11 protein-coding genes are annotated in these 12,254 nt (G+C 63.5%); 3 read left to right on the top strand and 8 right to left on the bottom strand.

The window, feature by feature from the left end:
• Positions 1-7 precede the first annotated feature (7 nt).
• Entirely contained in the window at positions 8-436 is a 429-nt protein-coding gene (locus HWY05_RS09005) for a YidB family protein (protein WP_035550486.1), read from the top strand.
• A 136-nt stretch (positions 437-572) separates the two neighbouring features.
• Here the strand turns inward: HWY05_RS09005 and clpB are convergent, their stop codons facing one another.
• Both clpB and HWY05_RS08995 read right to left on the bottom strand, forming a co-directional pair.
• The gene (gene clpB, locus HWY05_RS09000) at positions 573-3,170 is read right to left on the bottom strand and encodes an ATP-dependent chaperone ClpB (protein WP_176058084.1); all 2,598 of its coding nucleotides are present in this window, start codon (positions 3,168-3,170) and stop codon (positions 573-575) included.
• 119 nt (positions 3,171-3,289) lie between these two features.
• Positions 3,290-3,799, bottom strand: coding sequence for an Rrf2 family transcriptional regulator (locus tag HWY05_RS08995; RefSeq protein WP_035550491.1), 510 nt, complete (start codon positions 3,797-3,799; stop codon positions 3,290-3,292).
• Positions 3,800-4,176: 377 nt separating this feature from the next.
• Between HWY05_RS08995 and HWY05_RS08990 the strand changes: the two genes are divergently transcribed.
• Positions 4,177-4,719: a group III truncated hemoglobin gene (locus HWY05_RS08990; protein WP_176058083.1), complete on the top strand. Its 543-nt coding sequence runs from the start codon at positions 4,177-4,179 to the stop codon at positions 4,717-4,719.
• A gap of 156 nt (positions 4,720-4,875) precedes the next feature.
• Here the strand turns inward: HWY05_RS08990 and HWY05_RS08985 are convergent, their stop codons facing one another.
• The 6 genes from HWY05_RS08985 to HWY05_RS08960 form a co-directional block, all read right to left on the bottom strand.
• Positions 4,876-5,352 carry a molybdenum cofactor biosynthesis protein MoaE gene (locus HWY05_RS08985; RefSeq protein ID WP_035550496.1) on the bottom strand — a complete coding sequence of 159 codons (477 nt, stop codon included), beginning with the start codon at positions 5,350-5,352 and terminating at the stop codon, positions 4,876-4,878.
• 36 nt (positions 5,353-5,388) lie between these two features.
• Positions 5,389-5,646 (bottom strand): molybdopterin converting factor subunit 1, encoded by a 258-nt coding sequence (moaD, locus tag HWY05_RS08980; RefSeq protein ID WP_035550499.1) that lies wholly within the window; start codon positions 5,644-5,646, stop codon positions 5,389-5,391.
• Between the two features lie 26 nt (positions 5,647-5,672).
• Entirely contained in the window at positions 5,673-6,923 is a 1,251-nt protein-coding gene (gene glp, locus HWY05_RS08975; protein ID WP_176058438.1) for a gephyrin-like molybdotransferase Glp, read from the bottom strand.
• A gap of 243 nt (positions 6,924-7,166) precedes the next feature.
• Positions 7,167-8,618 (bottom strand): threonine synthase, encoded by a 1,452-nt coding sequence (gene thrC, locus HWY05_RS08970; RefSeq protein ID WP_176058082.1) that lies wholly within the window; start codon positions 8,616-8,618, stop codon positions 7,167-7,169.
• Positions 8,619-8,626: 8 nt separating this feature from the next.
• A complete protein-coding gene (locus tag HWY05_RS08965; protein WP_176058081.1) occupies positions 8,627-9,958 on the bottom strand; it encodes a homoserine dehydrogenase in 1,332 nt (443 codons plus the stop codon).
• A 92-nt stretch (positions 9,959-10,050) separates the two neighbouring features.
• On the bottom strand, positions 10,051-11,301 hold the full coding sequence (locus tag HWY05_RS08960; protein WP_105508355.1) for a pyridoxal phosphate-dependent aminotransferase: 1,251 nt from the start codon (positions 11,299-11,301) through the stop codon (positions 10,051-10,053).
• A gap of 501 nt (positions 11,302-11,802) precedes the next feature.
• Between HWY05_RS08960 and HWY05_RS08955 the strand changes: the two genes are divergently transcribed.
• On the top strand, positions 11,803-12,177 hold the full coding sequence (locus HWY05_RS08955) for an Mth938-like domain-containing protein (protein ID WP_176058079.1): 375 nt from the start codon (positions 11,803-11,805) through the stop codon (positions 12,175-12,177).
• Positions 12,178-12,254 lie beyond the last annotated feature (77 nt).

Genomic DNA, 12,254 nt, shown 5'->3' with positions numbered 1-12,254 from the left:
GACCGTCATGAGCCTACTCGACACTATCGGTTCCCTGATTGGCAAATCGCCTGAAGGCGGCGGCCAGCAAGCCCTGGTTTCAGCCGCCCTCGAATTCGTCAACAACCAGCCCGGCGGGCTGAATGGCCTGATCGACCGTTTCAAGGAAAAGGGCCTCGGCGACGTCGTGACGTCGTGGGTCAGCAACGGCGACAACCAGCCGATCTCGGCCGACGCGCTGCACAGCGTGCTCGGTTCGGACGCCGTCACGAACCTCGCGGCCAAGGCCGGCGTGCAGCCGGACCAGGTCACGGGCCTGCTGTCGCAGATTCTGCCGCACGTCGTCAATGCCGCCACGCCGGAAGGCGAAGTGCCCGCCGAAGGCAAGCTCAATTCGACGACCGTGCTCGGCGCGCTGGGTGGCCTGTCGGCGTTGTTCAACAAGGGCAGCGCCTGAAGCCACGACGCTCGCGCGTAGCTGCAGCTACCCGTTGATCGGGTAAAGAAATCAGGCGAAAAAAAAGCGGCAACGAAGATCACTTCGTTGCCGCTTTTCTATTCATCGAGCCGCGCCCGACGCGAGCGCATTGCGCTCAATGCACGACGCGTTCGAACACCAGCTTGCCGTCATCCACCTCGACCGGAATCACGTCTTTCGGACCGAACTTGCCGGCCAGAATCAGCTTGGCGACCGGGTTCTCAATCTCCTGCTGGATCGCGCGCTTCAACGGCCGCGCACCGAACAGCGGATCGTAGCCGACCTTGCCGACGTGCTCGAGCGCTTCGTCCGACACCACCAGTTGCATATCGAGCTTGGCCAGCCGCTCGTGCAGACGCTGCAACTGGATCCGCGCGATCGACTGGATATTCGAGCGGTCGAGCGCATGGAACACCACAACGTCGTCGATCCGGTTCAGGAACTCGGGCCGGAAGTGCAGCTTCACCTCTTCCCAGACCGCGTCCTTCACCGCTTCCTGCGGCTCGCCGACCATTGCCTGAATCACCTGCGAACCGAGATTCGAGGTCATCACGATCACCGTGTTCTTGAAGTCGACGGTGCGGCCCTGGCCGTCGGTCATGCGGCCGTCGTCGAGCACTTGCAGCAGCACGTTGAACACGTCCGGATGCGCCTTCTCGACTTCGTCGAGCAGGATCACGCTGTACGGCTTGCGACGCACGGCTTCGGTCAGATAACCGCCTTCTTCGTAACCGACGTAGCCCGGCGGCGCGCCGATCAAACGCGCGACGCTATGCTTCTCCATGAATTCGCTCATGTCGATCCGGATCAGGTGATCTTCCGAATCGAACAGGAACGACGCCAGCGCCTTGCACAACTCGGTCTTGCCCACACCGGTCGGACCGAGGAACAGGAACGAGCCGTACGGCCGGTTCGGATCCGACAGACCCGCGCGCGAACGGCGGATCGCATCGGCCACCGCGGTGATCGCCTCGTCCTGACCGACCACGCGGTCGTGCAGTTTTTCTTCGATCTGCAGCAGCTTTTCGCGCTCGCCCTGCATCATGCGCGAGACCGGAATGCCAGTGGAACGCGACACGACATCCGCGATTTCTTCCGCGCCGACCTGCGTGCGCAACAACCGCCGACGCGTCGGATTGCTCTGCTCGTTCGCTTCGGCCTGGGTCACTTCCTTCAGTTGCGCCTCGAGCCCCGGCAGCTTGCCGTACTGCAACTCGGCGACCTTCTCCAGCTTGCCTTCACGCTGCAGGCGGACGATTTCCGCGCGGGTTTTCTCGATTTCTTCCTTCAACTGCGCGCTGCCCTGCACCGCGGCTTTTTCCGCCGTCCAGATTTCGTCGAGGTCGGAATAGTCGCGGTTCAGCTTTTCGATTTCTTCTTCGATCAACTGCAGACGCTTTTGCGATGCTTCGTCCTTTTCCTTCTTGACGGCTTCGCGTTCGATCTTCAACTGGATCAGGCGACGGTCGAGCCGGTCCATTTCTTCCGGCTTCGAATCGATTTCCATCTTGATCTTCGACGCGGCTTCGTCGATCAGGTCGATGGCCTTGTCCGGCAGGAAACGATCCGTGATGTAGCGATGCGACAGCTCTGCCGCCGCGACGATAGCCGGGTCGGTGATATCGACGCCATGATGCAGCTCATACTTTTCCTGCAAGCCGCGCAGAATCGCGATGGTGGCTTCCACCGACGGCTCGTCGACCAGCACCTTCTGGAAGCGGCGTTCGAGCGCGGCGTCCTTTTCAATGTACTTGCGGTATTCATCGAGCGTGGTGGCGCCGACGCAATGCAGCTCGCCGCGCGAGAGCGCCGGCTTGAGCATGTTGCCCGCGTCCATCGCGCCTTCGGCCTTGCCCGCGCCGACCATGGTGTGAATTTCGTCGATGAAGACGATGGTCTGCCCTTCGTCTTTCGCGATGTCGCTCAGCACGGCCTTCAGGCGCTCTTCGAACTCGCCGCGATACTTGGCGCCGGCCAGCAACGCCGCCATATCGAGCGACAGCACGCGCTTGCCCTTGAGCGTTTCCGGCACTTCGCCGTTGACGATGCGCTGCGCGAGACCTTCGACGATCGCGGTTTTACCCACGCCCGGCTCGCCGATCAGCACCGGGTTGTTCTTGGTGCGGCGTTGCAGGATCTGGATCGAGCGGCGGATTTCGTCGTCGCGGCCAATCACCGGATCGAGCTTGCCGGCGCGCGCGCGCTCGGTCAGGTCGACGGTGTATTTCTTCAGCGCTTCGCGCTGGCTTTCGGCGTCCTGGCTATGCACCTGCGAGCCGCCGCGCACCGCCGCGATCGCGCTTTCGAGCGACTTGCGCGACAGGCCGTGCTGACGCGCGAGACGGCCGGCTTCGCCTTTGTCGTCCGCCACCGCGAGCAGGAACATCTCGCTCGCGATGAAGGTGTCGTTGAGCTTCTGCGCTTCCTTGTCCGCCTGATTCAGCAGACCCGTCAGCTCGCGGCCGATCTGCACGTTGCCGTCGGTGCCCTGCACCTGCGGCAAGCGTGTCATCGCGTCGTTGAGCGCCGTTTGCAACGCCTGCACATGCACGCCGGCCCGCGACAGCAGCGAGCGCGCCGAACCATCCTGCTGCGCGACGAGCGCCGACAGGACATGAACCGGTTCGATGTATTGATTGTCATGACCGACCGCGAGACTCTGCGCGTCTGACAGTGCTTCCTGGAATTTAGTGGTGAGTTTGTCGATTCTCATCAGGAGACCTCCAATTTCGATTACCACCAAAATGAGGCGTTTTTCCCAGGTTTCAAGCGCTTTTTTGCCCTTCGCGGCAACTATTTAACATTTGACGCGAACGAACTGCCTGGCCGTCCTCAGGACACCGGCGCGGGGTTGCTGCCGGCCGGTCCAACCGGCGCGAGCGGCATGATCGGGATGATGCTGCTCAAACCGAGCAGCGCCGCCAGCGGCCCATGCGGTTGCGCGACCTCACCGATGGTATGCCGGTCGAGCTCGGCAAGGAAAGCATTACGCGCCGCTTCGAGCGCGCCACGCAAACGACATTGCGGCGTAATGACGCACGAGCGGCGCGCGCCCTGCTGGTCGGGAAAACAGCCGACCAGCGCGAAGTCACTTTCCGTGGCACGCACAATTTCGCCGACGGTCAACGCGTTGGTTTTATCGGCCAGCCGCAGGCCGCCGTTGCGCCCGCGTACGGTCTCGACCCAGCCGAGTTCGCCGAGTTGCTGAACCACTTTCATTAAATGGTTCTTGGATATTCCGTATGCATCCGAGATGTCCTGAATCGTCGATAATCCCTCGCCACGGACAGCGAGATACAGCAGAACGCGCAGCGAATAATCCGTGTAGTCGGTCAGTCTCATAAGTGCAGGTATCACGATGAGCGCAAGCCGCGATCCGGAGGAAAACCGCGCCGACGCAAGGGTTGCCCAGGACCGCCTGTTCGCCCTAAGATGCGAACGCAACGCATGTTTTATTGTTTTGCGCTGACAGACGGAGTTTATCTTTCGGCAGTAATGGTAACGTTTCCCGCGTAGTTCATTCATACGAAAAGGACGGGTTTCGCGGCTTACTTCTTTGAGTTTGCCCCTCTTTGAGGCCATTCCTGACGGTCTGTGGCGCGGTGTGGAGATGGACGTCGTCGATTGCCGTCATTGGGCCTACTCATTGGCTACGGTCATTGCCACATTCAGTGGCCAATTATTGGCCAATTCAGCCAGCCGCATTTTCTGGAATCCGCATGAACCCGTCTTTCCCCGCCGCACCCGCCGTCGAGCGCGCCGCCGAACCCACCGAGGCGAACGTCCGCGAACTCGTCTATGCCTTTTACGACCGCGTGCGTGCGGACGCGCTGCTCGGTCCGGTTTTCGATGCCAGCCTGGCGGGCCGCTGGGACGAGCATCTGCCGAAGATGTGTCTGTTCTGGGGCAGCCTCGTGCTCGGCGCGAAACAGTATCGCGGCAACGTGCAACAGGCGCATCAGCCGCTCGAAGGCGTCGAGCCGCAGCACTTCAGCCGCTGGCTGTATCTGTTTCTGGATACGGTGGAGTCGCGCTACGAGCCGGTCGCCGCGATCCGTTTCATGGAGCCGGCGCTACGCATCGCGCAGAGTTTGCAGTTGAGCCGCTTCGGCTGGGATTACAGGATTCCAGCGGAACAGCAGGCGCTGCTGGAGCGCGTCGCGCCAAAGCGTGCGCGGGATGAAGAGGATGCCCATGAGGCGGCGCGACGGCCGGGTGAACCCTTTCCGACGCGGATTATCGGCCGGGCAATGGATGAGTGATTCTCTCCGGCTCGCCAGGCCAAAGGCCGTTTAAAGGCTTGATAGCGGCCGTAACCGGTTCCTGCAAGCAGTCGTCGCTGCGACCGACCCACGAAGGTAAGCCGCTCCTGAGCGGGCTCTATCCGCCGAGACGTAGGCGGCTCCGAACCAGCACATTTACTTCTCCGCCCGGTTCCCTGACTCGATGCCCCAGCGCGCCAGCGCGGCGTCGTCGGTGACGCGGGCGTCGACCCAGCGCTCGCCGGCCTCCGTCTTCTCCTTCTTCCAGAACGGCGCCTCGCTCTTCAGATAATCCATCACGAATTCACACGACGCGAAAGCGTCCCCGCGATGCGCCGCGGTCGTCGCCACCAGCACGATCTGATCGAGCGGATAAAGCTTGCCGACCCGGTGCACGATCAGCACCTCGATCCCCGGCCACCGCTCACGCGCGCTGACGACGATCGCTTCCAGCGATTTCTCCGTCATGCCCGGATAGTGTTCGAGTTCCATCGTCTCGACCGCGCTGCCTTCGTTCAGATCGCGCACGGTGCCGACGAAACAGGCCACCGCGCCGATCTTCGGATTACGCGCGCGCAACGCGGCGACCTCGGCGGTGAGGTCGAAGTCTTCGGTCTGGACGCGAACCGGCATCTGGGGCTCCTGATGGTTGGGTGAGGCGGCGAGCGATCAGCCGCCCGTGACCGGTGGAAAGAACGCGACCTCGCAGCCTTCCGTAACGCGCGTACCGGCGTCGGTCATCACGTGATTGCAGGCCATGCGCAGCGCGCGGCCTTCGGCCAGCGTGTCGGCCCAGGCGCCGCCACGCACGCGCAGCCACGCGCGCACGTCGCCGACGGTGGCGATGCCGTCCGGCAGGTCGACCGTTTCATCGGCCAGATCGAGCGCTTCACGCACGCTCGCAAAATATCGCAATTGAATCTTCATCGGGATGCCGCCGGCGCGTGCCGGCCTCAGTTCAGCAATTCGGAAAAGGGAATGAAGCGCACGGTCTCGCCGGCGCTGATCGCGTGGTTCGGCGGATTGTCGATCAGCCCGTCGCCCCACACCGTCGATGTCAGCACCGCCGAACTCTGATTCGGAAACAGATCGAGGCCACCGGCCGGGTTGATGCGCGCGCGCAGGAATTCGTTGCGGCGATCGGCTTTGCTCTGCGTGAAGTCCGCGCGCAACGACAGCGTGCGCGGCACAACCGTCTGCACGCCGGCGAGGCTCAGGATGAACGGGCGCACGAACAGCAGGAACGTAGCGAAGCTGGAAACAGGGTTGCCCGGCAGGCCGATGAAGAACGTTTCCGATGCGGATGCCCCTTCAAGCGCCGCACCGAGCGCCGCACCGCGCCGCACCGCACCAAACGCCAGCGGCTTGCCGGGTTTCATCGCGATCTGCCACATCGACAGACGGCCTTCGGCCTCGACCGCCGGCTTCACGTGATCCTCCTCGCCCACCGACACCCCGCCGCACGTCAGGATCAGGTCATGCGCCACGGCGGCCTCGCGCAGCGTGGCGCGGGTCGCGTCCAGCTTATCGGCGACGATGCCGTAGTCGGTCACGTCGCAGCCGAGCTTGTCCAGCAGACCGTGCAGCGTGAAGCGGTTGGAGTTGTAGATCGCGCCGGGCTTGAGCGGCTCGCCCGGCATGGTCAGTTCGTCGCCGGTGAAGAAAACCGCGACCTTGACGCGCCGCCGCACCGTCAGCGTCGCGCAACCGACCGAGGCGGCCAGTCCCAACGCTTGCGGCGTCAATCGCGTACCGGCCGGCAGGATCACCGAGCCGCTGCGAATGTCCGCGCCTTGCGCCGTGATCCACTCGCCCGGTTGCGGGCTGTGCAGGATCGTGACTTCGTCGCCGGTGACTTCGGTTTGCTCCTGCATCACGATGGCGTCCGCGCCGGGCGGCACCGTTGCGCCCGTGAAGATTCGCGCTGCGGTGCCGGGCTTCAATGGTTGAGGCGCGTGGCCGGCCGGAATGCGTTGCGAGACCGGCAAACGCTTGTTGCCAGCGGCCGCGGGGTCCGTGAGGTCCGCCACGCGAATCGCGTAGCCGTCCATGGAACTGGTGTGCATCGGCGGGACGTCGAGCGGCGACGTGACGTCGGCTGACAGAACCCGATTCAGTGCTTCCAGCGTGGGAATCGATTCGACGCCGTCGATCGGGCTTGCAGCGCTGAGCAGGGTCGCCAACGCTTCAGCGGTAGCGAGCATCGGAGCGCGGGGCGTGGGTGTGGACATCTCTGGTTTCGAAGCCGCGGGTTAAAGGAATATTGTAGCGGCCGACGCCTGCGGCATGTGCCACGGCGCGTTATGGGGGGATTTATGGTGTTTGGGGCACTTGCCGCGGAGGGTGGCGGCAATGATTCCTGGCGGGTTGTCATGCCTGCCCGCCCAGCCAGCTATTCAGCCAGCCAACGTGCGTGAGCCACTTGACTCACGCACCCACGAAAAAACTCAACCGCCCGTATTCGCGACGATAAATTCCTTCACGCGCTGTACATCGGCCGGCAACACTTCGAATCGCTGCGGCAGCGACTCCAGCCCCTCGAACGCGGCCGGCCGCTCCGGTTCGCGCAGCAGCGCTTCACGGATCGTTTCGCCGAACTTGATCGGCTGCGCCGTCTCCAGCACGATCATCGGAATACCCGGCTGCAGATGCTCGCGCGCCACCTTCAGGCCGTCGGCCGTATGCGTGTCGATCATCGTGTCGTAACGCTCGAACACGTCGCGGATCGTTTCCAGGCGCGTCTCGTGACTGCTGCGGCCCGACACGAAACCGAACTCCTGCACGCGCGCGAAATCGCCGCTCGCGGCGAGGTCGAAGCCGCCCTTCTCTTCGACGTCGCGGAACAGTTGCAGCACGCGCGCCGGATCGCGGCCCAGCAGATCGAACACGAAGCGTTCGAAGTTCGAGGCCTTCGAAATATCCATGCTCGGGCTGCTCGTGTGATACGTCTCGGCGGCCTTGCGCACACGATAGATGCCGGTGCGGAAGAACTCGTCGAGCACGTCGTTTTCGTTCGTGGCGACCACCAGCTTCTCGATCGGCAGACCCATCATGCGCGCGATGTGACCCGCGCACACATTGCCGAAATTGCCCGACGGCACCGTGAACGACACACGCTCGTCGTTCGACTTCGTCGCGGCGAAATAGCCCTTGAAGTAGTACACGACCTGCGCGACAACCCGCGCCCAGTTGATCGAATTGACCGTGCCGATCTTGTGCTTCGCCTTGAACGCGTGATCGTTCGAGACCGCCTTGACGATGTCCTGCGCGTCGTCGAACACGCCTTCCACCGCGATGTTGAAAATGTTCGGGTCTTGCAGGCTGTACATCTGCGCGGTCTGGAACGCGCTCATCTTCTTGTGCGGCGACAGCATGAACACGCTGATGCCGTGCTTGCCGCGCATCGCGTATTCGGCGGCGCTGCCGGTGTCGCCCGAGGTCGCGCCGAGAATGTTCAGCGTCTGACCGTGTTTGGCCAGCGCGTACTCGAACAGGTTGCCGATCAACTGCATCGCCATGTCCTTGAACGCGAGCGTCGGCCCGTTCGACAGCTCCAGCAACGCGAGCGGCGCGCCATTCTCGACGCCGAGCGTCTTCAGCGGCGTGATCTGCGCGGCGCTTTCGTCGTCGCGCACGTTGCAGTAGGTCGCGGCCGTGTAGGTCTTGCGGGTCAGCGCGCGCAGGTCTTCGGCGGGAATGTCGTCGCTGAATTTCGACAGGATCTCGAACGCGAGGTCCGCGTACGGCAGCGTGCGCCAGCGCGTCAATTCGTCGGCGGTGACACGCGGGTATTCGGCCGGCAGATACAGGCCGCCGTCTTTCGCGAGACCGCCCAGCAGAATCTGGGAGAAGGTGTGGCGCTCGCCGGCTCCGGCGCCGCGCGTGGAAAGATAGTTCATAGTTCGGCCTAGTTCAGCGCTTCCATGCGCAGCTTCGTGACTTGCGAGACAACGGTGCTCAACGCCTCGATCGTTTTGATCGCGGCGTTGACGTGCTTTTCGACCGTTTCGTGCGTGATCAGGATGATGTCGGTTTCGCCCTTGCCGTTCGCGTCGACCTGCTCCGATTCCTTCTGCAGCAACGCGTCGATCGAGATACCCGTATCCGCCAGAATGCGCGTGATATCGGCCAGCACGCCGGTCACGTCCGCCACTCGCAGGCGCAGATAGTAGCCGCTCGTCACTTCTTCGATCGGCAGGATCGGGGTGCTCGACAGGCTGTCCGGCTGGAACGCCAGATGCGGCACGCGATGCTCCGGGTCGGCGGTATGCAGACGCGTCACGTCGACCAGATCGGCGACGACTGCCGACGCCGTCGGCTCCGCGCCCGCGCCCTTGCCGTAGTACAGCGTGGTGCCCACCGCGTCGCCATGCACGACGACCGCGTTCATCGCGCCTTCCACGTTCGCCAGCAGGCGCTTTTCCGGAATCAGCGTGGGATGCACGCGCAATTCGATACCCTTGTCCGTACGGCGCGCGATACCGAGCAGCTTGATCCGATAGCCGAGTTCCTCGGCGTATTTGATGTCGATCGCCGCGAGCTTGCTGATGCCTTCCACGTAAGCGCGGTCGAACTGCACCGGCACGCCGAACGCGATCGCGCTCATGATCGTCGCCTTGTGCGCGGCGTCCACGCCTTCGACGTCGAAGGTCGGATCGGCTTCGGCATAACCCAGCTCCTGGGCGGCCTTCAGCGCGGTCGCGAAGTCGAGCCCGCGGTCGCGCATTTCCGAAAGAATGTAGTTCGTGGTGCCGTTGATGATGCCCGCGATGTACTGGATGCGATTGGCCGTGAGCCCTTCGCGCAGCGCCTTGATGATCGGAATGCCGCCCGCCACCGCCGCTTCGAACGACACCATCACGCCGTTGGCGCGCGCCGCCTCGAAGATCTCCGTGCCGTGCACCGCGAGCAGCGCCTTGTTGGCGGTGACCACGTGCTTGCGGTTCTTGATCGCGCGCAGCACCAGATCGCGCGCCACGCCCGTGCCGCCGATCATTTCGGCCACGATATCGATCGACGGATCGTCGACCACCGCGTTGAAGTCATCGGTCAGCGCCACCGTGCCGGCTTCTGTGCCGAGCGCCGCTGTCGCTTTCGCGGGATTGCGCACGGCAATGCGCGCGATCTCGATGCCGCGGCCCGCGCGGCGTTTGATTTCTTCCTGATTGCGGCGCAGTACCGTGAAGGTGCCGCTGCCTACCGTGCCGAAGCCCAGCAGTCCAACTTTGATCGGTTCCATGCAGCGTGTGTTTTCGATTAGAGGTTTAAAAGGGAAATCGGGGAGGCGCGTGGCACGGCGCGGGTGGGCCGCGCCCTGCTCCATATTCTGCGCTAGGCGGTGTGACGTTTGCGGTAACCGTCGAGGAAGCGCGCGATCCGGTTGATCGAATCCGCGAGGTCGTCCAGGTTCGGCAGGAACACGACGCGGAAGTGATCCGGCGTCTTCCAGTTGAAACCGGTGCCCTGCACGAGCAGCACGCGCTCTTCCAGCAGCAGATCGAGGATGAACTGCTGGTCGTCCTGGATCGGGTAAATCTTCGGGTCGAGGCGCGGGAACATGTACAGCGCCGCTTCGGGCTTCACGCAGCTCACGCCGGGGATCGCCGTCAGCATGTCATACGCGAGTTCGCGCTGTTTGTACAGGCGGCCGCCCGGCAGGATCAGGTCGTTGATGCTCTGATAGCCGCCCAGCGCGGTCTGGATCGCGTACTGGCCGGGCACGTTCGGGCACAGACGCATGGAGGCCAGAATGCCGAGCCCTTCGAAATAGTCTTTCGCGTGACGGCGGTTCTCGCCGGCGGTGAGGCCCGAGATGAACATCCAGCCGGCGCGGTAGCCGCAGGCGCGGTAGCTCTTCGACAGGCTGTTGAACGTGACGGTGAGCACGTCTTCGGACAGCGATGCGAGCGCCGTGTGCTGCTTGCCATCGTAGACGATCTTGTCGTAGACCTCGTCGGCGAAAATCACGAGGCCGTGCTGGCGCGCGATCTCGATCAGGCCGAGCAGCAGTTCGTCCGAATACAGCGCGCCGGTCGGGTTGTTCGGGTTGATCACGACGAGCGCGCGCGTGTTCGGCGTGATTTTCGCGCGGATGTCGTCGAGGTCGGGCATCCAGCGGTTCGACTCGTCGCAGATGTAATGCACCGGCGTGCCGCCCGACAGGCTCACGCCGGCGGTCCACAGCGGGTAGTCGGGAGCCGGCAGCAGGACTTCGTCACCGTCGTTGAGCAGCCCTTGGAGCGCCATCACGATCAGCTCGGAGGCGCCGTTGCCGATGTAGATGTCGTCCAGTTCGACGCCGTGCACGCCCTTTTGCTGCGTGTAATGCATGATCGCCTTGCGCGCGGCGAACACGCCCTTCGAATCGGAATAGCCCGACGAACCTGGCAGGTTCAGGATCATGTCCTGAATGATCTCGTCCGGCGCGTCGAAGCCGAACGGCGCGAGATTGCCGATGTTCAGCTTGATGATGCGGTGACCTTCTTCTTCGAGCCGTTTCGCATGTTCGAGGACGGGCCCGCGAATGTCGTAGCAGACATTCAACAACTTGTTGGACTTGAGTATCGGTTTCACGGCGGGCACGGATCCTGGTTGATGACTTGGGCGAACCGGCGCGGGCGCGCAACGCCGGGCGGTTCGCCGATACGGGGAATTCGGTCGCGATTCGGTCGCAGTCCGGTCGCGAGGTGGCCGCGATTCGGCCGGCGACGGCCGCCAGACGCGGGTTTCACCGCCTTGACCGGCTGTGGGTCGAAACACAGCCGAAAGGCGCGCGAAAGCGGCAAAACCGGGGCAGGTAGCCGGTGGGTCGCGCCCCGTATCGTCAACGCGGCTTGTGGCGGCGGTTCGGCGAGGGGCGCCGCAAGGCGGCTAAAAAGTTATAATTTAGCGGATTTTGGCCGACTTCCGCAATGCACCAACCGCAACGGCAAGCCTTTTCGGCCCTTGGAGCGCTGTGGGCCGCGCTGTGGAAAGGATCGGCCCTCTCGTGTCCTACGACTCGCGTCGCCCCGCCCCGCCTGCGTCCCGTGCGGCCGGGTCACGGGCTCGCAAGATGTCCCACGACGACTTCGGAAAACGAATTTGAAATTACATCAGGATGCCAGCGGCGCCCTCAACACCGTCACCGGTTATGGCGCCGACTACGTCGAAATCAATCTGGTGCGTCATTCGGGCAGCATTCTCGTGCTGCCGAACGCGCCGGTCATCCCTTGGCCCGTCTCCTCGTTCGATCAGTTGAGCGCCGAGCATTTCGCCATGCTGGTGGACGCCGCACCCGAAGTGGTGGTGTTCGGCAGCGGCGAACGGCTGCGGTTTCCGCATCCGCGGCTGACCGCCGCGCTGACCGCGAAGCGCATCGGCGTCGAAACCATGGACTTCAAGGCCGCCTGCCGCACGTACAACATTCTGATGGCCGAGGGCCGCAAGGTCGCGGTCGCGCTGCTAATCGAAGGTTAGCGGGAGCCGCGGGAGCGGGTTGGCGTCCGGTTGATGTCCGGTTGGTGCGCTTGTGCGGCGGCGTGGCGTCGATCCGG

It is taken from the genome of Paraburkholderia sp. BCC1876, assembly GCF_902833695.1.
GTDB lineage: Bacteria > Pseudomonadota > Gammaproteobacteria > Burkholderiales > Burkholderiaceae > Paraburkholderia.
Note: the sequence above shows the minus strand (reverse complement) of the source record. Positions and strands in the feature narration are given on the sequence as shown.